25 protein-coding genes are annotated in these 23,762 nt (G+C 35.7%); 23 read left to right on the top strand and 2 right to left on the bottom strand.

Annotated features, from left to right (window positions below; genetic code table 11):
* Positions 1-62: 62 nt before the first annotated feature.
* Positions 63-875, bottom strand: a complete 813-nt coding sequence (locus BM260_RS08885; RefSeq protein WP_093536990.1) for an ATP-grasp domain-containing protein — start codon at positions 873-875, stop codon at positions 63-65.
* The gene (locus BM260_RS08890) at positions 872-1,750 is read right to left on the bottom strand and encodes an ATP-grasp domain-containing protein (RefSeq protein ID WP_093536991.1); all 879 of its coding nucleotides are present in this window, start codon (positions 1,748-1,750) and stop codon (positions 872-874) included. The genes BM260_RS08885 and BM260_RS08890 overlap by 4 nt, the downstream gene beginning before the upstream one ends.
* 86 nt (positions 1,751-1,836) lie before the next feature.
* On the opposite strand from BM260_RS08890, the gene BM260_RS08895 reads away from it, so the two are divergent.
* The 23 genes from BM260_RS08895 (at position 1,837) to BM260_RS09005 (ending at position 23,754) form a co-directional block, all read left to right on the top strand.
* Positions 1,837-3,060: a bifunctional folylpolyglutamate synthase/dihydrofolate synthase gene (locus BM260_RS08895; protein ID WP_245762677.1), complete on the top strand. Its 1,224-nt coding sequence runs from the start codon at positions 1,837-1,839 to the stop codon at positions 3,058-3,060.
* 95 nt (positions 3,061-3,155) lie between these two features.
* The gene (locus BM260_RS08900; RefSeq protein ID WP_093536993.1) at positions 3,156-4,859 is read left to right on the top strand and encodes a sensor domain-containing diguanylate cyclase; all 1,704 of its coding nucleotides are present in this window, start codon (positions 3,156-3,158) and stop codon (positions 4,857-4,859) included.
* A gap of 81 nt (positions 4,860-4,940) precedes the next feature.
* The gene (locus BM260_RS08905; RefSeq protein WP_139219908.1) at positions 4,941-5,429 is read left to right on the top strand and encodes a type IV pilus modification PilV family protein; all 489 of its coding nucleotides are present in this window, start codon (positions 4,941-4,943) and stop codon (positions 5,427-5,429) included.
* Between the two features lie 3 nt (positions 5,430-5,432).
* Positions 5,433-5,855 carry a PilW family protein gene (locus BM260_RS08910; RefSeq protein WP_093536995.1) on the top strand — a complete coding sequence of 141 codons (423 nt, stop codon included), beginning with the start codon at positions 5,433-5,435 and terminating at the stop codon, positions 5,853-5,855.
* Positions 5,856-5,857: 2 nt separating this feature from the next.
* Entirely contained in the window at positions 5,858-7,501 is a 1,644-nt protein-coding gene (locus BM260_RS08915) for a PilX N-terminal domain-containing pilus assembly protein (RefSeq protein WP_093536996.1), read from the top strand.
* A gap of 308 nt (positions 7,502-7,809) precedes the next feature.
* Positions 7,810-9,177 carry a VanW family protein gene (locus BM260_RS08920; protein WP_175496242.1) on the top strand — a complete coding sequence of 456 codons (1,368 nt, stop codon included), beginning with the start codon at positions 7,810-7,812 and terminating at the stop codon, positions 9,175-9,177.
* A 21-nt stretch (positions 9,178-9,198) separates the two neighbouring features.
* On the top strand, positions 9,199-10,863 hold the full coding sequence (locus BM260_RS08925; protein WP_093536998.1) for a GspE/PulE family protein: 1,665 nt from the start codon (positions 9,199-9,201) through the stop codon (positions 10,861-10,863).
* A gap of 12 nt (positions 10,864-10,875) precedes the next feature.
* Positions 10,876-11,916 (top strand): type IV pilus twitching motility protein PilT, encoded by a 1,041-nt coding sequence (locus BM260_RS08930; protein WP_093536999.1) that lies wholly within the window; start codon positions 10,876-10,878, stop codon positions 11,914-11,916.
* Positions 11,916-13,121 carry a type II secretion system F family protein gene (locus BM260_RS08935; protein WP_093537000.1) on the top strand — a complete coding sequence of 402 codons (1,206 nt, stop codon included), beginning with the start codon at positions 11,916-11,918 and terminating at the stop codon, positions 13,119-13,121. Before BM260_RS08930 ends, BM260_RS08935 begins: the two co-directional genes overlap by 1 nt.
* Positions 13,122-13,154: 33 nt before the next feature.
* Entirely contained in the window at positions 13,155-13,688 is a 534-nt protein-coding gene (locus BM260_RS08940) for a competence type IV pilus major pilin ComGC (protein ID WP_322788072.1), read from the top strand.
* 134 nt (positions 13,689-13,822) lie between these two features.
* The gene (gene pilM, locus BM260_RS08945; protein ID WP_093537001.1) at positions 13,823-14,797 is read left to right on the top strand and encodes a type IV pilus biogenesis protein PilM; all 975 of its coding nucleotides are present in this window, start codon (positions 13,823-13,825) and stop codon (positions 14,795-14,797) included.
* Entirely contained in the window at positions 14,797-15,393 is a 597-nt protein-coding gene (locus tag BM260_RS08950) for a PilN domain-containing protein (RefSeq protein WP_093537002.1), read from the top strand. The genes pilM and BM260_RS08950 overlap by 1 nt, the downstream gene beginning before the upstream one ends.
* Positions 15,386-16,072: a hypothetical protein gene (locus tag BM260_RS08955; RefSeq protein WP_093537003.1), complete on the top strand. Its 687-nt coding sequence runs from the start codon at positions 15,386-15,388 to the stop codon at positions 16,070-16,072. The genes BM260_RS08950 and BM260_RS08955 overlap by 8 nt, the downstream gene beginning before the upstream one ends.
* Before the next feature lie 33 nt (positions 16,073-16,105).
* Positions 16,106-16,861: a prepilin peptidase gene (locus BM260_RS08960; protein ID WP_093537004.1), complete on the top strand. Its 756-nt coding sequence runs from the start codon at positions 16,106-16,108 to the stop codon at positions 16,859-16,861.
* An 85-nt stretch (positions 16,862-16,946) separates the two neighbouring features.
* Entirely contained in the window at positions 16,947-17,588 is a 642-nt protein-coding gene (locus BM260_RS08965) for a hypothetical protein (protein ID WP_093537005.1), read from the top strand.
* Between the two features lie 94 nt (positions 17,589-17,682).
* A complete protein-coding gene (locus BM260_RS08970; protein WP_093537006.1) occupies positions 17,683-18,285 on the top strand; it encodes a Maf family protein in 603 nt (200 codons plus the stop codon).
* On the top strand, positions 18,282-18,980 hold the full coding sequence (gene radC, locus BM260_RS08975) for a RadC family protein (RefSeq protein ID WP_093537007.1): 699 nt from the start codon (positions 18,282-18,284) through the stop codon (positions 18,978-18,980). The genes BM260_RS08970 and radC overlap by 4 nt, the downstream gene beginning before the upstream one ends.
* A 95-nt stretch (positions 18,981-19,075) precedes the next feature.
* On the top strand, positions 19,076-20,095 hold the full coding sequence (locus BM260_RS08980; protein WP_093537008.1) for a rod shape-determining protein: 1,020 nt from the start codon (positions 19,076-19,078) through the stop codon (positions 20,093-20,095).
* Positions 20,096-20,108: 13 nt separating this feature from the next.
* Positions 20,109-21,011 carry a rod shape-determining protein MreC gene (gene mreC / locus BM260_RS08985; RefSeq protein ID WP_093537009.1) on the top strand — a complete coding sequence of 301 codons (903 nt, stop codon included), beginning with the start codon at positions 20,109-20,111 and terminating at the stop codon, positions 21,009-21,011.
* A complete protein-coding gene (mreD, locus tag BM260_RS08990; protein WP_093537010.1) occupies positions 21,008-21,535 on the top strand; it encodes a rod shape-determining protein MreD in 528 nt (175 codons plus the stop codon). Before mreC ends, mreD begins: the two co-directional genes overlap by 4 nt.
* A 35-nt stretch (positions 21,536-21,570) precedes the next feature.
* Entirely contained in the window at positions 21,571-22,242 is a 672-nt protein-coding gene (gene minC / locus BM260_RS08995; protein ID WP_093537011.1) for a septum site-determining protein MinC, read from the top strand.
* Between the two features lies 1 nt (position 22,243).
* Entirely contained in the window at positions 22,244-23,044 is an 801-nt protein-coding gene (minD, locus tag BM260_RS09000) for a septum site-determining protein MinD (RefSeq protein WP_093537012.1), read from the top strand.
* 164 nt (positions 23,045-23,208) lie between these two features.
* The gene (locus tag BM260_RS09005) at positions 23,209-23,754 is read left to right on the top strand and encodes a hypothetical protein (protein WP_093537013.1); all 546 of its coding nucleotides are present in this window, start codon (positions 23,209-23,211) and stop codon (positions 23,752-23,754) included.
* Positions 23,755-23,762 lie beyond the last annotated feature (8 nt).

Here is a 23,762-nt window from a genome sequence, read left to right on the forward strand (position 1 = left end):
CAGGTGATTCTCCGCTACTTTCCTGTGTTTCCATTCAAACGCCAAAAAAAGAGAGAGGACGATTAAATCTCGTCTCTCTCTTTTTTTGTGAGTTTCTTATGAATGTATTCCATTATAGGCTCTGCAATATCTTCTTTAGTTGTTTCGTAATAGGATCTTGCGCCAACGGGATCCTCGATTTCATTGAAAAGCCAGGTTTCTTCTGGTAATAGAAGAAAATCAATACCAATATAATCACTTTTAAGCGCTTTAGCTATTTTCTCTACTTCTGCACGTTGTTGTGAGTCTAGAATATATTTTTCTACTGTGCCACCTAATGTGAAATTAGATTTAAAACTATCTGTTGGTCCAATTCTTTTTACAGCACCCACTACTTCTTCACCAAGCATAAATACACGTACATCAGTAGCATTTGTTTCAATATACTGCTGGGCGATAATCGTGTTTTCGGAAAACGTATTTAGGAAGGAAGTGGCTTCTTTTTGGGTTTTAACTAATTCCACTTGTTTCCCGCCGTGCCCGTCGATTGTTTTTAGTATAATTGGGTATTCATTTATCTCAGTATCAGTTACTATTTTTTTAGTTGGAACAGTTGCAATTCCAAGAAGCTGTACAAGCTGTATTGCTTTTAATTTGTCATTGGCAATAACATTTACCTCTGCCCGATTGAACATTGGTATATTGCGTTGTTCTAATTGTTTGGCAAGTTGCGGGTTTCTGGAACGAAAGAATATAAAGTCTGCTTCTGGGATGGGACTTTGATCATCTACTACTGTTAATGTTAATGAATATTGACTCGAAGCATTTATTAATCGATCAATGAAGCTTCGGTTACGTTCTATTTCGGCTTTTTCGTAAATGAGCAATCCATTCATACAACAGCAGCTCCTATTTTAGATTGAATATATTCGATCATAGCATCCCCAACATTTATGCCAGTCACATTAAAGATATTACGAATATGTGCAACGCCATTTACTTCGCAAACGAGTGGTTCTTCATTGTCCCCAAACAACAAATCTACCCCTGCGAACTCTGCACCTAAAGCTTCTGCAGCTTGGATTGCCACTTCCATTTGTCGGGACGTGAGAATAATAGGGGAGGCGGAGCCGCCGTTTGTTATATTGGCACGGAAATCTGTTTGAGATTCGCGAAACATACAGGCAACGACTTGGCCGCCTACTACATTTACACGGATGTCTCTACCTCTACTATTTGCGATAAATTGTTGAAAGACATATTCGATTCCTGCAAGTTCCTCTATTTTTGCAAAGAATTGTTCTCTAGTTTCTATTAAATAGACCTTCATACCAAATGAGCCATGTGCTTCTTTAATAATCATAGGTAATGGAATTACTTGCAACACTTGTTCGAAGTAACCTGATTCTTGTATAGAAAATCCTGGATATACTTTAGGTGCTACGATGGTAATTGGCATTGGCACTCCGGCATTTGCCAACATCATGTATTGCCTTGCTTTATTATCACAAATTTCAATAACATTTGGATCATTAAATACTGGAATACCCTCATTTTTTAAATACTGGGCAAGCAAAATATCTTTGTCTAAAAACACGACAAAATCTGGTTTAGCATGTAACCTTTGCTGGACATTCATCAGCACTTCATAATTTTTCACTAAAATGGCATGAATATCATGTCTATCCGCCGCTTCCTTTAACAGAAGAGCTTGATCGATAAATTTATCATGTGTAAGACTACCGTTGTATACGATCCAACATGTTTGCATAATGAATGACCTCCACTAGTACGTGTTATAATGTGTTCACAAGAAGTTTAGCACGAAATTTAATCAGACGGAATAGGGTGAACTACGTGGAAATAAAAAATTTTAATAAATATAAAACAAAATGGCATATAGAAAGTGAAACAATTATTAAACCAGGACTGGAGCTGATCCAGTCAGCCCTGCAGAAACTAGGCAATCCCCAGGACAAGCATAAAGTTATTCATGTAGCTGGGACAAATGGAAAAGGCTCTACAATCGCTTTCTTGACAGCTTTAGCAAGTGAACATGGCTTGAGTTATGGATCCTTTACAAGCCCAAGTATAATCGATGTACATGATCAAATTCAGATAAACAGTATGCCTGTTACAGAAAAAGAAATGGATAACGCTTTTGCCCTTATGCAAAAAAGAGGGATAAGTGGTATGTTAACGGATTTCGAATTACTAACAGTTGCAGCCTTTTTAATATTTGAGAAGGTAGAATTAGATGTTTTATTCATTGAAGCAGGCATGGGAGGACGTTTGGATAGTACGAACGTCATGAAAAACTCAATAGCTGTTATACCTAGCATTTCCATTGACCATACAAATTTCTTGGGAGATACAATTGAAAAAATTAGTTGGCATAAAGCAGGGATATTAAAGGCCAATAGCCAATTAGTAATAGGGTCCTTATTAGAACCAGCGAAAAAAATCATGTACAAAGAAGCAGAAGAGAAAAATGCGACTGTAATAGAGTACGACAAAGATTTTCGAGTGGTGAAAGAACGGTATACATATAAAGAATATTCATTTGCAAATTTAAATCCCCAAATGATAGGGGAGCACCAACAATCAAATATGGCATTGGCTATAACATCATTGCTTATAAGTGGTTTTGATCTAGTAGTATCACAAGTCCAAGTAGCTGTGAAAAATGCAAGATTGCCGGGAAGAATGGAGAAAATAAGAGATAATCTATATATGGATGGGGCTCATAATAGGGCAAGTATGGATGCTCTAGTAGAAGCGTTAAAAGAGAGATTTCCAGATAAGCAAATCCATTTTATCGTAGGTATATTGAAAGATAAGGAATATAGTGTTATGTTAAGGAAGTTAGAGGAAATTGGTAGTTCTTTTGAATTCGTTAACTTCCAACATGAGAGAGCTTTAGATGCAATCGTTTTATATGAATTATGTAATAATAGTTCTAAAGTATTGAAAAAAGATGCGAACGAAGTGGACTTTAACGAGAATTCTGAAGATTCTATTACAATTGTCACTGGTTCTTTTTATTTCATCGCTGAGTTAAAAGAAAAAACAGGAATTTAGTAATTGAAACATTCAGAGTAATTAGTGATATAATAATTTAAGTATAATGAGAACTTAGTAGTGGTTATTTAGTAGGAAAGGAGATTAATAGTCAGATGAATTTTTCGAAAAAAGCACAAAGAATTATGTTTGCTTTGTGGCTATTATTTGTTCCAGCTGGAACTCTCTTAGTGTATTTATATTCCCCCACTAAGCCTGGTGATTGGGAAGGTTACGGGGCTTTTTTACTGTTAGCGTTATTGTCGAGTATTTTTCCGTTTTTCATAGCAGGAACTACATTTATTTTAGTAATATGGGTTCAAATAGCCATCTTTTTAAAATATGGGATTTTAGCAGAGCTAATTTCTATGCAGATATGTATGATTCCATTAGTTTATCATTTGAAAATATCTAGAGATACCTTATTTAAGTATTTTTATAATTCGTTTATGTTCTTTTCTCTTTCTATTTTAAGTGGTTCTTTAGTTATTTATTTAGGCTATGAAACTGGTAGTATTATGTTAAAAGATGTAATTGTATATGGATCTATTTTTGCTATCTCTTATTTAATTATTAATCATCTTTTCCTCTTTATGAGAGAATATTTATGTAATATGAATCCTGTATTTTTCTCGAAGGATTTATACTGGGAATTTGCATGTCTGTTTATAACATTACCTTTTGGTTTAGGTTTGTATCTGTTTGAAAACACAACAGGCACAACTGCCTTGTGGTTATTAGGTTTACCTTTGTTATCGATTACATTGTTGATAAGAATGTATAGTGATTCCGAAAAAGTAAATGCGGATTTAAATGAGGCAAGTGAGTTTGGTCATCAACTTGCGGATCGCATGACGACGAATGAAATTTTAGATATGTTCTTGAAAAGATTATCTAATATGTTCCCATTAAACGCTGGATATATTGTAGATAATATAGAAGATAACTTTTTTGTACTACGAGCTAGAGAAGATGGACAAAACAAAGAGTTGGAATTTGGGCATGAAGATATAAAATATAGCTTAGCTGGTAAAGTATATGAAAAGGGTGAACCAATTCTCTATAACAAGCAGACTGAGTGGAATCATATGCGACCTCCTTTTTTAGCTGATGATATGGAGAGTGTAATGTGTGTACCTATCTACAGAAATCAGAAAATTGAGGGAGTTCTAATATTAGCTGCAAGGGACAAGTTTGCATTTGAACCATATCAACTTAAAATTATTCACTTGCTGTGCTCATATTTTGCCGTTTCCTTAGAGAAAGCCAGATATGTAAGAGAAGCAGTTGAAAAAAGTGAAATCTGTGAATTAACGAAGATTTATAATTATAGATACTTAGATAACCAATTAAAATCCGATATATCAAAGCTAAATAGCGGAGCATATAGGACCGTGTCTTTAATCATGATGGATATTGATAAGTTTAAAGGTGTTAATGATACGTATGGCCATCATAGCGGAAATATTATCCTACAAGAATTTGCAAATATTATTAAACAGGAAATTGGTTCAAACGGAACAGTAGGAAGGTATGGAGGAGAAGAATTCGTAGTTCTCTTACCAAATTATTCGAAATTACAGGCATTAAATGTTGCCGAGCAATTACGTCGGAAAATCGAACAAACGCCATTTATCGTACCACTCGATTTAGGCGAAATAACAAGAGATGAAATAATATTCATTACTGCAAGTATTGGAGTCTCTACAGCACCAGAAGACAGTGACGAAGGAATGTCTCTACTTCGTAATGCCGATAGGGCATTGTATATTGGAGCGAAGCAGGCGGGTAGGAATCGGGTTGCGGAGTATGTGAGGTAAATGTTATAGTGATTTAGAACCAATTAGATTATGCTAATTGGTTTTTTTTATACTCGATTAGAGAAATGATAGGAAAAGGGAATGAAAAAAATGATAAATAAAGTAAGTAAAAATTTAAGTGAAAAAGGGTTAACACTTATAGAAATATTAGCATCTATCATCTTAGTTACAATAATTTTGTCTGCTTTTTTTTCATTCTTTATTCAATCAGCAAAAACGGGTAAAACTTCGGAAGAAGTAGTGGATGCAACCTATTTAGCACAAGTAGAGATGGAGAAAATATATGCTCAAATAAAGATGGAGAAAATATATGAATTAAGTAGAAATGGAGATGTAAAAGATGTTATTAATGAATTAGTGAAGGAGTATGTCCAAGATGATCCGAATAAATATATATTTACAAAGAAGATAGATGGTTCCTATGTTAAGCTACATTTTAAACTATATTCAGAACCCGAAATGTCCGGTCTAGTAAAATTAGTAATAGAAGTTTTTGAGCAGGATTTTGAGTTAGAGAAGGAAACGCGGCCTAGAGCTAAAATGGAAACAATTTTAGAATGGAGGTCATAATTCATGCGGAAGCACTGGAATACTGAAAAAGGTATCACTCTAGTTGAGCTTGTTGCAGCACTTGCCCTCGCTAGTATAGTAATGTTGTTAGTTTATAGTGTGTTGATGACTGGTACCAAACAGTACAAAAACCAACTAGAAAAAAACAATCAATTAACAGATATTTCGTATGTGTTAAAAGTAATTACAAGAGATATAAGAAAAACCGAAAATCCACAATTAATCAGCAATAGTGAAATAAATTTAAATGGAAATAACTATTCTAAAAGTGGAGATAACATTACTAGAAATGGTGTGGTAATTGCTAGCTCGGTTGAGAGGTTTGATATTAAAGAAGATGATGGTAAATGGATTATAGAAATAAAAAGTTCTGAACAAAAAGGAATCAAAAAGACAGAAATTTACCTAAGGACAGGAGATGAATAAATTTGAAGTCGAAAAATGTGAAAATGCCAAGACTTTTAGATGCTAGTGGTTTTACGCTTTTAAGTGTATTAATATTAGTAGTTATTATCACTGTCTTAGGTGTAAGTATATTAACAGTAACTAGTAATAGTCTGAGATTATCAGCAAATGAACGTACCGATCAATCCACTTTTTATATAGCTGAATCGGGAATTGTTGTAACTAGAAAAGATATGGAAGATAAATTACAATCTGCTTACGGACTAGCTTATAGTAAGACAAAAGAAGACTATAAAAAAGCGGAAGAGGCATATTATAGACGCCCCCTAAAAGAGCAAACTGGGTTTGTGTTTGACTTTGCAGGAATTCTAGAAAATTACTACTTAAATAAAGTGAAAACTGACTTACCTAAAGAATGGAAAGTGCAATCTGATAGCCCTAGCTTTAAAGAAAAATTTAATTTTGAATCTAATTATAGTGAAGATAATATTAAAACTACCCCGATTGCAACAGTAACCGTCACTAGAGTAATGGAAAGTGGAGAAGGATTTGAATATAAAATCGAATCAGTTGGTAAAATTGGCAACAAGGAGCGAACTGTTTCTCAAAAACTAATCGTCAAACTAGATGTGGGGAACTTAGGAGACCCTGGAACTCCAGAAATACCTGGAACTCCAGAAACTCCTGGAAATGGTGGAGGACCAGTGGAAGGTTTGCCGCAAGACGTAGCTATCTTTGTAATGGAGAAAATAAAAATCTTAAGCCCACAGGTAACTGGTAATATTGCAACATTGGACCGGAAAGCAGGAAGTATAGAAATTGGTTGGAATAATACTGATAATATTTCGTTTTTTGTTCCAAATGGATCGGAATCAATTGCTTTGAAAAAACCAGAGCACCTTGGTTCTATCCCTCCAATAACAGGAGTAAAAATTGGAGATATACCAAAATTACCTGATTTTCCAATACCGCCAAGTTATAAAATTATAGATAGCATTTCAGAAAAAGGAGATGGTTCTGCTCCACCGTTTATACTAAAAGAGAATAGTTATATAAAAAAACTAGATATTTCGGGAAGTAGAACATTAACAATAGACGTAGGTGAAACAGATAAAGAACTGGTGCTAGATGAATTTAATATTTCAGGTGACGCAAAAGTAATTATTAAAGGAACAGGAAAGTTAACTTTACATGTGAAAAAAACATTTAACGTTACCACTAGCCATTTTGGATCTCCTAGTAATAATATAGAAGTTTTTTATTCTGGAAGTGGTGTATTAGGAGAAGGGAATATAGGAGGACACACAAAAATATATGCATCGATATATGCCGAAACAGCAGATGTAAAAATTGCTGGATCGACGGAAATCCATGGTAATATTCTATCAGGAGGCAAATCATTTAAGGTGACAGGACATGGGGACGTATTGCCCTCTCTTTACTTTGCTCCCAATGCTCATTTTGAAGTTAGTGGCAGTGGAAAAGTATTAGGGACGATAATTGGTAAATCCATTAGTGTGACGGGAATGGGGGAAGTACATTATGGTGAACCACAATTTAATAAATGGTTTCCAGGCATACCTAGTAAACCTAGTACACCAGGAACTCCACCAACAGAGGCCGTTAACCCGAACTTAACTAAAAGAGGACCTTTGATTGAAAACTAGTTAGTTCTGTTGAAACTTGTCGATTAGGCAAGTTTCTTTAGTGAAAAGAAGAAGTTATCTATCTTTTAAATTCGAAAAATATGTATATCCTCGAAATTAAATTTCTTTTCTTTTATAACCCTCTTGTAATTCTGTGCCTAATAATATATAAATAAGTAAAAAGAATCAACGAAAATAATGTCGAAATAAAAAAACAAAAAATGATGAAACTTAAATACTGTATTTAAGTGAATGAAAATAATACTTAATGCTCATTAAATTGGTTTTTAAATGAGATTTATGCAATGTTAGCTTTAGGAGGTGCATTTATGAGGGAAATTAGGAAAACAATAGTACTAGTTGTATTAACATCATTTCTTTTTTATTTATGGTCTGGTAATTTCCCCCTTTTGCAACAACAAGTTAGTGCAGAAAGTAAAGATTCAGGTTCTAGCATTGGTGGACAACAAGTGGAATCTCTTGATAGAGAAGAAATTATTTCTCTCTTAAATTCAAAAATATTGGAATGGAAGCAAAATCCTATTCTATTAACTGGAAACAATACTGACATTACGCTAAATTCTGAGTGGTTCACATTTAATGTAGAGTCAACCGTAGACCAATTTGAAAATCAAGTTAGTACACCCTGGTACGCATTTTGGGAGTCTGAACCAACTGTTCAACTTCCTTTACAAGTCGAAATGAGTCCGGAACTGACTGCAATAATTGAAGAGAATAGCCATTTGGATATAGAAGCCACTCTTCAAATAATTAAGAATCATGTAGAAGTGTTATCTATTGAACCAATTGAGACTGTTGCACTAGACATGTCCTTGTTTCAAGCAGACAGAATTGCTTTTGATATTGAAGAAATCTCCATTAATGCAGCCAGTTTAACTGAAATTATGTCAGCTTTAAATGAAAAAGTAATAGGTAGTGGGGAGATCTTCTCATTAAATCAGCATATGGAAGGTATAAACCTCGGAGCATCCAATGAAACAATTAATTTTGTAGCTTCTTTGATTTATAGTACAATACTTCAAACGAATTTTGAGATATTGGAACGACATTCACAAGGAGAGGTAACTAGCTATCTTGAACCGGGAATAGAAGCCAATATTAATACCACCAAAGATTTGAAATTTATCAATACCAATAATTCTCCTGCAACTTTAAAAGTTAGTACAAAAGATACAAGTTTATTGATAGAAATATATTCGATACCCTTGGATACTGAAACTAAGTACCAAGTAAGAGATAAACAAGAAGTTTTGCCTAGAACTATTTATAGATATTCAAATGAATTAGCTCCCAATAAAGAACAGCTTTTACAAGAAGGTAAACCGGGTTTGAGAGTATCTGTATATCGTCAAACTTCAGACAAAGCAGGACCATTTGAAAAAGAAGAGCTTATAAGCGAGGATTATTATCCGCCCGTCCATAGAGTGATTTTAAAATCTTCTTTAGCACCTGAAATTTCCTCCACTCCAGATCCCGATCTTGCAGTGGACATGAATGGAGATGGCTTGTCAGATGTAAACGAAGAGACTTCCAATACGAATAACCCTAATCTAGCAGGGGATAGCGAGAAGGAACAGTCAAATACAGTACCTACAGCAGGCGAAGAGGATTCTGATGAATTGCCAGAGGGCAGTTATTATGACAAAGCAGGTAACATCATAGACGGATCAAAATAAGTACAGGCTGGGGTGATTTTGATGAAGAGTAATGCACGCAAACGATTAGGGGATTTACTAGTTGAATCTCTCGTTATAACTGATGAGCAATTAAATTATGCACTCTCAAACAAAAGTCGTGATGAAAAGCTTGGAGATTTTCTAATAAGAGAAAATTTACTAACTGAGCAACAATTAATAGAAGTACTCGAATTTCAATTAGGGATTCCTCATGTTAGTTTAAATCAATATTCGATTGATCCAGAATTGATCCAGCTTGTACCAAAAGAGTTAGCGAAACGTGCTAATATCATGCCTATCAAAAAGGATCGAAATAAATTGATGATTGCTATGGCTGATCCAATGGATTATTTTGCTATTGAAGAAGTACGTATGGCTACTGGTTGTCAAATAGAAACGAGTATTGCTGCTAAGGACGATGTTTTTAGAACAATAACGAAGTATTATGATTTGCAAGAATCTATGGATCAAGCTTTGATAGATATGTCGCCTAATGAAATAGAAAATGATACACAAATTACGGATGAAGACTCTCCAATAGTGCGTTTAGTCAACCAAATAATAGCAAACGGTGTAGCTCAGCGTGCCAGTGATATTCACTTTGACCCACAAGAAAATGATCTGCGTGTTCGTTATAGGGTAGATGGAATGTTAAAGTCTGAGCGTTCTTTGCCAAAGTATATGCAAAACGTCATATTAGCTCGTATTAAGATTATGGGCTACTTGAATATAACCGAGAATAGACTGCCTCAAGATGGGCGTATTAAATTAAGGATTAATATGAAGGATATTGATATTCGTCTTTCCACTCTTCCTACTATTTATGGAGAAAAGGTCGTAATGCGTATTCTGGATCTAAGCAGTGCATTGAATAGTATCAATAAGTTAGATTTTAATGAAACCAACTTAAATGCTTTTAGTAAAATGATTCAGCATCCAAATGGAATAGTGTTGTTAACTGGACCTACTGGATCTGGTAAATCTTCCACACTCTACGCTGCACTTAACCAATTAAACGATGAAAATGTGAATATTATTACAGTTGAAGACCCTGTAGAGTATCAATTAGATGGTATTAACCAAATTCAAGTACGAGAAGAAGTTGGATTAACCTTTGCTACTGGGTTACGTTCAATTTTACGACAAGATCCTGACATTGTAATGATCGGAGAAATTCGTGATTTAGAAACAGCACAGATTGCTGTAAGAGCATCATTAACTGGACATCTTGTATTGAGTACACTACATACGAATAGTGCTGTGGAATCTGTCTCGCGGTTAAAGGATATGGGGGTTGAATCATTTCTATTATCCTCCTCACTAGTTGGTATTGTTGCACAACGTTTAGTGCGAAAAGTTTGTCGGGACTGTGGAGAAGCCACAATTCCGAATGAAAGAGAAAAAGAAATCTTTGCAGAACATGGAATTGTTATAGAAGAAGTTCGCAAAGGTAGAGGTTGTCCGGCTTGTAATCACACAGGATATAGGGGCCGTCTTGCTATACATGAAGTATTAGTTGTCGATGACTTTGTAAAGGATATTATTTTAACTTCTAAAGGACCTTCTCTGCTGAGAGATTATATGAAAAAAACTGGGTTTTCTAGCTTACTAGAAGATGGCCTTTTAAAAGTTAAAGCTGGCATTACAACTACAGAAGAAGTGCTTCGTGTGGCTACTGCTGATTGAGGTGAAATAAAAATGAAAAAATCAATAATTCAATTGCTTGAACAGAGTTTTGAAGAAAAGGCTTCGGATCTTCATATTACGGTTGGTTTACCACCAGTTTTTCGTAAAAATGGTTCGTTGATTTCATCTGGTGAAGTGAATTTAAGTCCAGAAGATACTAAAGAAATGCTTCAAGGAATAGTAGAGCTCGATAAGCTTGAAGAATTTGAAGCAAATGGCGAAATTGATTTTAGTTATGAATTGCCAGGATTATGTAGATTTAGGATTAATGCCTATCATCAACAGGGGCAAGTATCAATTGCAGTTCGGATGATTGAATCTAAAATTCCTGCAATCGAACAGTTAGGAATGCCGAATGTTTTATATACATTAGCAGACAAGCCACATGGTTTAATACTTGTAACTGGACCTACGGGTTCTGGTAAATCGACTACCCTAGCATCGATGATAGACTATATTAATACAACAAAAGCAAAGCATATTATTACTTTAGAAGATCCTATTGAATATGTGCATACACATAAAAAGTCGGTTGTTAATCAACGGGAAGTTGGCTCGGATACATTAAGTTTTGCTAATGGTTTAAGAGCAGCATTACGCCAAGATCCAGATGTTATCCTTGTAGGAGAAATGAGAGACTTAGAAACAATTTCGACTGCCATTACTGCAGCAGAAACAGGTCACTTAGTGATGGCAACACTACATACAAGTAGTGCTCCTACTACAATCGATAGGATTATAGATGTATTTCCACCACATCAGCAAAGTCAAATACGTATTCAATTGGCAAATGTGTTACAAGGAATTGTTTCACAAAGATTATTTGTGCAAAGTGATTCTAAAGGTAGATTAGCAGCAACGGAAGTATTAATACAAACACCATCAGTAGCAAATCTTATTAGAAATGAAAAAGTGCACCAATTACAAAATGTCATGCAAACTAGTCGAGCGCTTGGAATGCATACATTGGAATCTTCTGTTCAACAACTACTCACCAGTGGAAAAATTTCACTTGAATCTGCCAAACCATTTTTAAATGTAGGTGATTACTAGTGGTTATATTTAAATATAGTGGTCGATCTGCGCAAGGATCCTTAAAAAAAGGGACAATTGATGCGACAAACAAACAAACAGCAATTGTTAAACTCCGAGCTCAGGGGATTAATCCAAGGGAGTTAGAGGAATCTAATAGTATTCTCCATAAGGAGTTAACACTTGGTGGCAAAGTGAAAAATGAACATTTTGTTATATACTGTCGCCAGTTTGCTACGTTAATTCGGGCGGGTGTTTCTATCTTAGAGTCTACCAAGATATTAAGTGAGCAAACTTCAAGTAAGCCTTTGAAAAAAGGGTTAATGGACGTAGAAGAGGATGTTCGTTCTGGTTTGTCTTTTTCAAATGCAGCTGCCAAATATCCCAAAGTATTTCCTGCACTATTTGTAAATATGATCCGAGCAGGCGAAGCGACAGGTAATCTAGATGAATCATTAGAAAGATTAGCTTTTTCATATGAAAAGCAATTTAACTTAAAAAAGAAAGTTCAATCCACTATGGCTTATCCCATCATATTACTCGTCATGACTGTTTTTGTTGCTGGATTTTTAATGTTAACGATCGTACCTCAATTTGTTACGATGTTCGAGGAAATGGGTGCAGAACTTCCGCTTATAACGAAATTAGTTATGGGCTTAAGTAATTCCTTACAATCTTCCTGGTATATCTTTTTGGGCCTTATACTTATTTTAGTCATTGGTTTTAACTTGTTATATACAAAGAATGAATCTTTTAACTACTCATTCAATGTATTACTATTAAGAATACCTGTTTTTGGAAAATTACTTCAAAAATCAGCTATCGCAAGAATGACTAGAACTCTTGCTTCACTATTTAGTAGTTCAGTACCAATATTACAGGCACTGACAATAGTTGAGAATGTAATTGGAAATCCTGTTGTTGCTAAAGTAGTACGAGAATCTAGATCCAGTCTTGAATCTGGAAGTACACTTTCAGCACCACTAGAAAAAAGCTGGATATTTCCACCATTAGTAACTCAAATGACAGCAATAGGTGAGTCAACTGGTTCCCTTGATTATATGTTAGAGAAAATTGCAGACTTCTATGAAGATGATGTGGATCGAACTGTTGATACACTTAAATCTCTAATAGAACCACTCATGATTGTCTTCTTAGCTACCGTTGTTGGAACAATCGTTATGGCCATTATGGTTCCAATGTTTAGTATGTATGAACAGATTTAAAAAGTTATCTCATTTAAAGGAGGTGAGAAAGTCATGAACAAAGACATGATTGAAATAAATGATCAAACAAACAAAGGGGAAATTAAAATGAAAAAAATGAAACATATATTAAAAAATGAAAAAGGTCTTACATTAGTCGAGCTTTTAGCAGTTATTGTAATACTTGCCATTGTAGCTGCGATTGCTGTTCCATCAATTGGTAATATTATCGAGAATAGTAGATACAATGCAGTGAAAGCTGATGCTACAAATGTACTGAATGCTGCTCAACTGTACTTTATCGAAGATCCTATCGACGATACAACTAAAGTCTTGGATATCGAAGTAACAGTCGAAGAATTGAAAAGTGAGGGATATTTAGAATCTGAAGGAGAAATTCCTGTAACTACTACTGTTAAGAGGACTAAGCCACTTACAATAACTACAGGTGATATTATTTACTCTGGCGATAAAACAGTTGCGTTTACTGCTGCTACTTTAAAAGGAATTACTGAAGATAAACAAAAAGGTAGTGCTGCTAGTATAACTGCTATAACTAAGGCTACTGACGAGACAGTTACTGAGTAAAATAACTAGAATAAGTATACAGCAGACCCAGTCTGCTGTATCTCTTTAAATATTATTTCACCTTTGAGCAAACGACAATAATTCGTTTGTTGAAAAGTGAAACTAATGAGCAAGTCTATGGGGGATTGACCAAAATGTTTAAAAAGAAAAAGAATCGATTTGTCGTTTTAGAGGTTAATGAGTATTTAATAAGAGCTATTGTGATGAATAACCCTGATATCAATGAGGCTACAATTTTTGAACATTCTTTACCAGCTGGGGTTATCGAGGGAGATTTAGTCAAAGATGAGATGGCTTTATTTGAAACGCTAAAAGAACTAATCTTAAAATGGGGAATTAAAAAGTCCGATGTTCGTTTTTTTGTGCCTGATAGTACCGTTATGATGAAGACATTTGAACATCCTCGAGACATAGAATCATCTATGCTAAAGGGGTATGTGGAGATGGAGCTTGGCCGAACAATACATCTGCCTTTTTCAAACCCGCTCATTGATGTATATGATGAAAAACAGAATGATGGAGAAGCAACACTTTTTGCCGCTCCTGCTGAAGAAATTACTAAAATGGCCGGGGTTTTAGACGACTTGTCTCTCCATCCAACTCATTCGGATGTTCGAGCACTTTCAACGATCCGTTACTTAGAACATGTGAAGACCTTTGTGCCTAATAAGAGTTATTTAATAACGGACTGGTCAATTAATGGATTGTCTATTAGTATCTATACACCTGGAAAACTTGAATTTTTGCGTTATCAATCTATTGAAACGAATAGATTAGATTGGAAGTCACAAGAGAGTACTGAGTCAGATGTGGAATTTTCTAATGTAGGAGAAATGGACGATTATCGTTTGCGTTTAATTGATCAAATAGCAGAAATTGATCGAATTCTAAACTTTTATCGTTTTTCTCTATATAAAGGAGAAAAAGCGGTGGATGAAATAATTATTTTAGGAGACTCTCCTGAAATGGATTATATTGTGAATGAAATGCGTTCAACTTACGATACGCCCATACAATTTATAGATGATAGCACAGTTCAAAATTCCTATCCTCATTTAAATGCAAAATACATACCGCTTATTGGACTAGTTTTGAAGGAGGCATTTTAGTGGTTCCAGAAATTAATTTATTGCCTCAAATTGAAAGACGTAAATCTAGTAAACTATTGTTTATCGTTAGTGGTATTTTAATTGGGTTACTGTTAGTATTTCTATGTTTTCAATTTTTCACTTTGAAAAAAGAAATAAAGAGTTTAGAGTCGGAAGAGACTCAACTGGTTGGAGAGCGGGATTTGTTAAGTGCTGAAGTTTCGACACTAGATAATGGTGACCAAGGCAGTCATTCCTCTTCAGTTGCTTTTGTAGAAAGTGTTTCTTACCCAGTTAGTCCTTTAATAGATGAAATATACTCTTTAGTTGAAGCAAATAGTTATTTACGCACCTACTTATTTGACGAGACTGGGATACTCCTTACAGCAGATTTTGAAACGATGACGGATGTTTCTTCATTTATTGAGAGGTTATTAAACAGTAGTTATTTTAGTGATATTAAAGTAGAAACTCTGAAAAGCTTCGAGCCAGTTAATGAACAAGATACAGAAGTGGAAAATGAGGTTAACTTTGATGTGCAATGGCGTTATACAGCAACAATCCAACTAGATATCAATGAAACCTATTTAAGTGAAGGGGGACCCGTTAATGAATGACTTATTTAGCAACAAACAAACGGGTTATCTGGTGGTTAGTGCGCTGATAGCTGTATTGTTAGGGGCAATTTATTATTTTCTAGTTTATCCGATGAGTGAGGAAAAGAATTCAAAAGAAGTTACTATAAGCACGGTCAGAAGTGAAATTGCATTACTGGATAGCCAGTTAACTGCTCCTGTCGAAGAGGGCGAAGACAAAAACTCATTTCAGTTAGAGAAAAAAGTTCCTCTAACTCGGGAGTTAGACATGCTGATAAAGTCCATTGAGGAAGTAGATTTAGTTAGTGAAGCAAAAATTGAGTCAATAGAATTTAATAATTACGATGAAATTGTTGCAGATTCAACGTTGGTTTCTAGTGAAGAAGAGGCTTCTCCTGAAACAAATGACGCTACTACGGAAGAAACTGAAGGTGAACAACCTGCAGAAACTCCCGTATCACCAGTAGCTAATAGTACTTTGCCACCTCAATTAAAACTCATCACTTTTAATATAAATATTTTGACAAAGGATTACGATCACTTAAATATATTTATTAAAGAGTTGGAGTCTATCGAGCGTATTAAAAGAATTGATCAAATTGAGCTTTTAATACCTGGTGAAGAGTCACTCTTGGACGTAGAATTTAAAGATGTTATATCAGCTAGAATTCAAGTAACTACGTTCTTTTATGATGAATAAAATTGTTCAAAAAGCAAGAAATTAGGTGTTTAGATGGAGTTTGTAATTTTGTGTTTATTTTTCATATACGGACTAGTTTTCGGTTCTTTCTTTAACGTGGCAGGTTTACGCGTTCCGAAAAGAGAATCGATTGTTCGGCCACCTTCCCATTGTACGGTTTGTGATCGTAATTTGACGGTTAAAGACTTGGTGCCTGTCTTTTCCTATGTATTTTTAAAAGGAAAGTGCCGCGGGTGTGGGACGAAGATTCATTGGGTGTATCCGGTAATGGAACTAGCCACTGGACTATTATTTGCTTTTGCTTATTATCAGCTAGGCTTCACATTGGAGTTAGTAGTTGCGCTATTGTTTATTTCTCTCTTAGTTATTATTACAGTGTCGGATATTGCGTATATGCTTATACCGGATAAAATTCTATTATTCTTTTTGATTCCTTTAATCGTGTTGCGAGTATTTGAACCACTTAGTCCTTGGTGGGATAGTATTGTTGGTGCGGTTGTAGGGTTTGGGGTTTTATTCCTCATTGCGATTGTGTCTAAAGGTGGCATGGGCGGAGGCGATATTAAGTTATTCTTTGTTATTGGCTTGGTGTTAGGATGGGTTCCGACTTTACTAACTCTATTCCTTGCTTCTATTATCGGTACGGTTATTGGTGTTATTTCTTTGAGACGAACGAAACAAGGTAGAAAAACACCGATTCCATTTGGACCATCGATAGCGATAGCCGCTATTATTGCTTATTTTTATGGTGAGTCGCTTGTCGATTGGTATGTGAATTTGTTTTTTTAACTCGATAACTTTTTTGGACGAGCCGACATGGGTCTCGTCTTTTTTTATAATCTTCGTGATAAGGTTATGAAAAAGAGGTGATTCTATGCCAATTGGTAGACGCAGTAATACGCGAAAAAAAGTAATACTAGCAGGGGTGCAAGGGTTGATCATTGGCGTTGTTGGAGTACTATTGTTCGGATTAATATTAAACTTAGCGAATGATAAGAAAGTAAAAAGTGAAGAAGTCAAAGTTACGACTCCAACCGATGAGAAAGATAAGGTGGAGGCCACAAGTGAAGTAGAGGGGAAATCTCTTCCGTTTCAAGCGAAACAATATGGCATGTTCACTTCCAAAGATAGCGCGATGTCCTTCATCGGTTCTCAGCCCTCTCTTGCTAAAGCAAGTGTTTTTCAGGTAGGGAATGAGTTTTTTGTGTGGAGTGATTTGTATGTTACGACGATACCGACGCAAGAAGCAGAGGTGCTGCCTACCTTTGTGAAAAGTTTGTATGTTTCAACGAATACGTGTGATGATCCTAAAGTGAAAAAAGTGATAGATTTAATACAACAAGAGAATTTGACTAAAAATTTCTTTGAGTCTATTGCTAAAAAAGAAGATTATCCAGCTGATTTAATGGAGATAGTGCAAGCTATATCAGCGTTTTCGGACTCTCCATCTATTCTGAGAATGCATGTTTTTTCCCATTATGCTTCGACGAACAATTGCATAAAATTGAATTTTTAATGCCTTTTTAGGGGAAGAATTGAATTGCTGTTTTTTATACACAATTTCCATTTTTTCAATAGTTTTGTATGCTATTGAAAAGGGGGAATATAAAATGAAACTAACATCTGATCACCATTTTATTTTAGCTAGTGAGTCACCTAGGAGAAAGGAGCTTTTTGCTAAATTCGGCATTCCATTTGAAGTGATAGCTTCAGGAGCGGTGGAAATAGTGGAAAAAAATCTTTCGGTAGAAGAAGTGGCTAGGAATATCGCCATTAGCAAAACAACTGCAATCCTAAAGGAGAATCCCAGCGCAATTGTCATAGCTGCGGATACAATTGTAAGCTTTGAAAATGAGTTTTTGATGAAACCGAAAGATAATGCGGAAGCAAAAACCTTTCTTCAAAAACTATCTGGAAATACCCATCAAGTGACAACAGGAGTTGCTATTTATGGGGGAAATATTTCTGTAAGCTTTGCTGAAACTACTTCTGTAAAGTTTTTTGAACTCTCTGAAGATCAAATAGATGCTTATGTGGCAACGGGAGATTCTTTAGATAAAGCAGGGGGGTATGGAATTCAAACGATGGGTGGATTGTTCGTTGAAAGTATCCAGGGAGATTATAATAATGTCATTGGACTTCCGATCAGTCGCTTGTTTAGAGCGTTATTGTCACTACGCTTGATAGAAGTGGAGCGTGTGGTGAATACATGAATACTAAATTACCACCTTCTTTGATGATACGTGATGTTCATGTATCTGATCGTCCTAGAGAAAGACTAGTTAGACAAGGCGCTTCCAGTTTGTCTAACCAAGAATTGATCGCAATCCTGCTTCGTACCGGAACGAAGCAGGAATCGGTTCTTCACCTCGCCAATCGTGTCCTCAATTATTTTGAACAAATCCAAGAATTAAAAAATGCTTCCATCGAAGAAATAACTGCTGTTAAAGGTATTGGCCAAGCTAAAGCTGTCCAACTACTTGCGGCAGTCGAACTTGGTAAACGTCTATCTCAACAAAAGACAGACGACAAGTTTACTATACGATCCCCGAAAGACGCTGCTACCTACTTAATGGCAGATATGACCTCATTGAACCAAGAGCATTTCGTAGCACTTTTCCTTAATGTCAAAAATCAAATCCTTCATAAACAAACAATATTTATCGGCTCACTTAATGCCTCTATTGTGCACCCGAGGGAAATCTTCCGCGAAGCTGTAAAACGTTCAGCTGCCTCGATAATTTGCGCACATAATCATCCCTCTGGTAATCCCGCACCGTCCACAGAAGATATTGATGTGACGAAAAGACTATTTGAGGCAGGCCAACTTATGGGCATTGAACTCCTGGATCATGTGATCATTGGTGATCACCAGTTTATAAGCTTAAAAGAAAAAGGGTATATGTGACACTGTGCAATTTCCGTTCTATCAGTTATAATGAGAGTTATGACTTTATGACAACGAAGTAAAACTTGTTTGAGATAGAAAGGGAGTAAATAATAGTGTTTGGATTTGGATCAAGAGATTTGGGAATAGATTTAGGGACAGCGAATACGCTAGTTTTCATCAAAGGAAAAGGTATTGTACTTAGAGAGCCATCGGTTGTAGCGAAAAATGTACAAAATGGAGCTATTGTGGCAGTAGGAAACGATGCAAAAAATATGATCGGTCGTACGCCTGGTTCAATCGTTGCAATTCGTCCTATGAAGGATGGAGTTATCGCGGATTTTGATACAACTTCTGCAATGATAGAGTATTATTTGAAAAATGCGATGAAAGCTTCTGGAATGTCATGGAGCAAACCAAATGTCATGATTTGTGTCCCATTTGGTATTACTTCTGTAGAGCAACGTGCTGTAATTGATGCTGCGAAGCAGGCTGGTGCACGAGAAGCTTTAACAATAGAAGAGCCTTTTGCAGCTGCAATTGGAGCAAATTTACCTGTGTGGGAACCTACTGGTAGTATGGTCGTTGATATAGGTGGGGGTACGACAGAGGTTGCCGTTATATCACTTGGTGGAATTGTAACAAGTGAATCAGTCCGCGTTGCTGGAGATTCTATGGATCATGCCATTACTGCATATATCCGTAAAACGTATAACTTAACGATTGGTGAACGTACGGCAGAAGCAATTAAAATTGAGATTGGCTCTGCAAGAGTATCCGATGAAGAAGAAAAAATGGATATTCGCGGACGTGATTTAGTAACTGGACTGCCAAAAACGATTGAAATTACTTCTAAAGAAATTTCAAATGCATTACGTGAGTCGATTTCCGCTATTATTGATGGTGTGAAGAAGACATTAGAACAAACTCCACCTGAATTATCTGCAGATGTAATGGAGCGCGGAATCATGTTAACTGGCGGTGGAGCATTACTGAAAAATTTAGACAAAGTTATTAGCGATCAAACGAATATACCTGTATTTATTGCAGAAAATCCACTGGATTGTGTTGCAATTGGTACTGGGAAAGCGTTAGATCATATGAATGTACTGAAACGCCAACAAACAAAACACTAAGGAGAAGTGTGATATGCCACAATTTTTTTCGAATAAGCGATTAATATTGCTGCTTGTAGGGATGATTTTTCTTGTGGCGCTCATCAGCTTTTCTTTGCGAGATCGAAATCATGCATCCTTACCTGAACAGGTTATTAAAGATGTGGTCGGGTTTGGACAATCTATATTTTCCAAACCGACCCAATATATAACGGGTGTATTTGATAATGTAGAATCCTTACTTAATACATATGATGAAAATAAACGACTAAAAGTAAGATTAGAAGATTATGTAGCACTTCAAGCTTCTGTAAATGATCTACGTCTTGAAAATGATGAGCTACGCAAAATTGTTGATAAGGAAGAGGATCTTCGCGCGTATAATCCTATCCAAGCAACCGTTATTGCTAGAAATCCCGACCAATGGGAAGAAAAAATTATTATTGATAAAGGGGAGATTCACGGGATAGAGGTAAATATGGCTGTGATGACTGCTCAAGGGTTAATTGGAAAAGTAACCTTGACCACACCTTATACATCTACTGTGGAACTTTTGTCTACTCAAAATCCAAATTATCGAGTTTCGGCTGTAATTGCTGAAGGGAAAGAAGTTTTTGGATTAATTGAAGGATATGATGAAAAACGTAAAGAACTAATACTAAAAAGAATTGATTCTGAGTATGAAGTGAAAAAAGGTCAAAAAGTAACAACTTCTGGTTTAGGTGGAATTTTCCCGAAAGGTATATTAATCGGTGAAGTTACGGAAGTCACAACGGATGACTACGGCTTAACTAAGTTGGCGTATGTTAAACCTGCTGCAAGTTTCTCTATTTTAGATCACGTAATTGTTTCTAAGCGCACCATTACTAATGTAGATGGTACAGACGGAGGAAATACGGATGCTGATCTTACAGAAGGTGCAGGGGACGGCTCATGACTCGTATTCTAGTGATTGCCATTTCGGTTCTATTATTCTATTTAGAACCGATTTTTGGTCTTTTTTCGCCAATTGAATTAAATACTGATTTTTATGTACTAGTACCACGTTTTCTCATTATATATCTGATTTTTGTAGCCGTTTATTATGACAGAAAACGAGCGATGCTTTATGGTTTGTTTTTTGGGCTCTTGTATGATGTCTTTTTCATTGATATTATTGGATTATATTCTTTTATATATCCTCTCATGTGTTTAGTCGCAAGCTTTACGGTTAAATACATTCACCAACATCTGTTGGTTTCTACTATTCTTACCTTGCTTCTAGTAGCAGGGGTAGAGTTGTTATTATTCTTATTTTATACGTCCATCGGTATTAAAACGATGACATTTACTTATTTTTATCAACATAATCTCATTCCTACAATGATTGCAAATGCTGTATTTTTATTGATGTTCGGATGGGCATTTAAATATATTCTTCTAAATCGGTTTAATCAAAAAGCTTTATTGCTTCAAAAATAGCTTGTTGATTTAACAGTAAATCTGAGGTGACTTGATTGACAAAGAAGCAGTTAATATTTATCAAAGGAACGAAAGAGGGCCTTGTATTACGCCTAGACGATCAGTGTTCATATACAGAGCTTTTAGATGAATTAGCGAAAAAGGTTTCTGATGAAGGTTTTGAAGGTCAAGCGGAGGTATTATTACATTTAGGTTATCGTTACTGTAACGATGAGCAGACGAAAGAGATTATTTCTTGCGTTCAGCAAACAGAACATCTGCGTGTGACTAAAATTCAAAGTGAAGTTATGACGGTGGAAGATTGTAATAGAAGATTACTAGAAAACCAGTCAGAGACTTATGTAGGTATTGTTCGGTCAGGACAAGTTATTACTGCTTTGGGAGATTTAGTAGTTGTTGGCGATGTGAATCCCAATGGTAGAGTCGTTGCAGGTGGGAATATTTTTGTCCTTGGAAGACTTAAAGGAATTGCTCATGCAGGTTCATCTGGAAACAAGGATGCAGTTATTGCGGCATCTTGGCTAGAGGCTACGCATTTAATCATCGATAGTGTGGTTGAAACGATGACAGATGAGTTGACCGTTCTTTCTGAGCAACCTGAAATGGAATGTGCTTATTTACATACAAATGGTTCTATCGCAATTGATCGTTTACAAGATCTTCGTCTGTTAAGACCAAATTTATCAACATTTAAAGGAGGAAGCTAATGTGGGAGAAGCAATCGTTATAACTTCAGGTAAAGGTGGGGTCGGTAAAACGACTACAACAGCTAACCTTGGAACTGCATTGGCCCTGCAAGGGAAAAAAGTTTGTTTAATGGATACGGATATTGGTTTACGTAACTTGGATGTAGTGCTAGGTCTGGAAAATAGAATTATCTACGATTTAGTAGATGTTATCGAAGGACGTTGTAAAATACATCAAGCGCTTGTGAAAGATAAACGCTTCGAGGATAGACTGTATTTACTTCCTGCAGCTCAAACTGTAGACAAAAATGCTGTTAATCCTGAACAAATGAAAGAACTTGTTTTAGAGTTAAAACGCGAATATGATTATGTCTTAATTGATTGCCCTGCTGGAATTGAACAAGGCTATAAAAATGCCATTGCAGGTGCAGATAAAGCAATCGTAGTTACTACACCGGAAATTTCCGCTGTACGTGATGCGGATCGTATTATTGGCTTATTAGAGCAAGAAGGCACAATAGATCCTCCTAAGTTAATCATCAACCGAATTCGTCAGCATCTGATGAACCAAGGTGATGCACTGGATATAAATGAGATTACCACTCACTTATCTATTGATCTATTGGGAATTATCGCGGATGATGAAAGTGTTATAACTTCATCTAATAAAGGTGAACCGGTTGTTATGGATCCTTCTAACAGAGCGGCCCTTGGATACCGTAACATTGCGAGACGTATTTTAGGAGAGTCGGTACCATTAATGTCCATGGACCTTCCTAAAGTTGGCGTTTTTTCTAAAATCAAATCTATTTTTTCTAAATAAGAATGGAGACCGACTGCCCAGTTTTGAGGTAGTCGGTTTATTTTTGTTTCACTTAAAAAAGGCTTAATAGGTTCCGTGATAGCAAGTTATACTCCTTACAACACTTCAAAAACTAATTCATTAAACAACCTCAACCTTCATATATTCTTCTTAGGGGGAATGTTATGCTTTCAAAAAGAAAATGGGTTCTTTCATTTCTATTTGTACTTTCATTTATTTTATTAGCAAAGTTAGAGGGTAATAGTACTCTCTCAACCAATTATGCCAGCCTACTATTAGAGCCACAAAAACCAACAGAAATTTATGAGGATGTAGTTGCTTGGATTACTCGAACAGATGACTTAATCAGTGTAAGTGCGCCTGTATCTAGTCCTCCTTTAATTGAATATAAATCCATTCAGCCTTTAGAAGATGGTGCAATTTTGTCCATTGATAAATCCCAAGACCTGTATGCATCTGAAGATGGACTTATTATTTATACTGGTCATCGAAAGAAAACTGGTAAAACGTTATCTATTTTATATGATACGGGAGAAACTGCTACATACGGTTTTGTAGATGATTTTCATCAATTGCCATATACGACTGTAAACGCGGGAGATATATTTGCCTCTGTTGAAAATGACATGCTATATGTCCAGGTGGAAAAAGATGGAGAGATGTTAGATACCGAAGAGCTCATTGAGTGGCTTGCCGTCTTCTATGAATAAACGACTGT

The sequence above is a fragment of the Psychrobacillus psychrotolerans genome, from assembly GCF_900115805.1.
Lineage (GTDB): Bacteria > Bacillota > Bacilli > Bacillales_A > Planococcaceae > Psychrobacillus > Psychrobacillus psychrotolerans.

What these genes read in the sequence shown, in the direction of transcription:
- BM260_RS08885 (WP_093536990.1), bottom strand. Translation starts at nt 875, where the DNA reads ATGAATGGATTGCTCATTTACGAAAAAGCCGAAATAGAACGTAACCGA.
- BM260_RS08890 (WP_093536991.1), bottom strand. Translation starts at nt 1,750, where the DNA reads ATGCAAACATGTTGGATCGTATACAACGGTAGTCTTACACATGATAAA.
- BM260_RS08900 (WP_093536993.1), top strand. Translation starts at nt 3,156, where the DNA reads ATGAATTTTTCGAAAAAAGCACAAAGAATTATGTTTGCTTTGTGGCTA.
- BM260_RS08905 (WP_139219908.1), top strand. Translation starts at nt 4,941, where the DNA reads ATGAAAAAAATGATAAATAAAGTAAGTAAAAATTTAAGTGAAAAAGGG.
- BM260_RS08910 (WP_093536995.1), top strand. Translation starts at nt 5,433, where the DNA reads ATGCGGAAGCACTGGAATACTGAAAAAGGTATCACTCTAGTTGAGCTT.
- BM260_RS08920 (WP_175496242.1), top strand. Translation starts at nt 7,810, where the DNA reads ATGAGGGAAATTAGGAAAACAATAGTACTAGTTGTATTAACATCATTT.
- BM260_RS08925 (WP_093536998.1), top strand. Translation starts at nt 9,199, where the DNA reads ATGAAGAGTAATGCACGCAAACGATTAGGGGATTTACTAGTTGAATCT.
- BM260_RS08930 (WP_093536999.1), top strand. Translation starts at nt 10,876, where the DNA reads ATGAAAAAATCAATAATTCAATTGCTTGAACAGAGTTTTGAAGAAAAG.
- BM260_RS08940 (WP_322788072.1), top strand. Translation starts at nt 13,155, where the DNA reads ATGAACAAAGACATGATTGAAATAAATGATCAAACAAACAAAGGGGAA.
- pilM (WP_093537001.1), top strand. Translation starts at nt 13,823, where the DNA reads ATGTTTAAAAAGAAAAAGAATCGATTTGTCGTTTTAGAGGTTAATGAG.
- BM260_RS08955 (WP_093537003.1), top strand. Translation starts at nt 15,386, where the DNA reads ATGAATGACTTATTTAGCAACAAACAAACGGGTTATCTGGTGGTTAGT.
- BM260_RS08960 (WP_093537004.1), top strand. Translation starts at nt 16,106, where the DNA reads ATGGAGTTTGTAATTTTGTGTTTATTTTTCATATACGGACTAGTTTTC.
- BM260_RS08965 (WP_093537005.1), top strand. Translation starts at nt 16,947, where the DNA reads ATGCCAATTGGTAGACGCAGTAATACGCGAAAAAAAGTAATACTAGCA.
- BM260_RS08970 (WP_093537006.1), top strand. Translation starts at nt 17,683, where the DNA reads ATGAAACTAACATCTGATCACCATTTTATTTTAGCTAGTGAGTCACCT.
- radC (WP_093537007.1), top strand. Translation starts at nt 18,282, where the DNA reads ATGAATACTAAATTACCACCTTCTTTGATGATACGTGATGTTCATGTA.
- mreC (WP_093537009.1), top strand. Translation starts at nt 20,109, where the DNA reads ATGCCACAATTTTTTTCGAATAAGCGATTAATATTGCTGCTTGTAGGG.
- mreD (WP_093537010.1), top strand. Translation starts at nt 21,008, where the DNA reads ATGACTCGTATTCTAGTGATTGCCATTTCGGTTCTATTATTCTATTTA.
- BM260_RS09005 (WP_093537013.1), top strand. Translation starts at nt 23,209, where the DNA reads ATGCTTTCAAAAAGAAAATGGGTTCTTTCATTTCTATTTGTACTTTCA.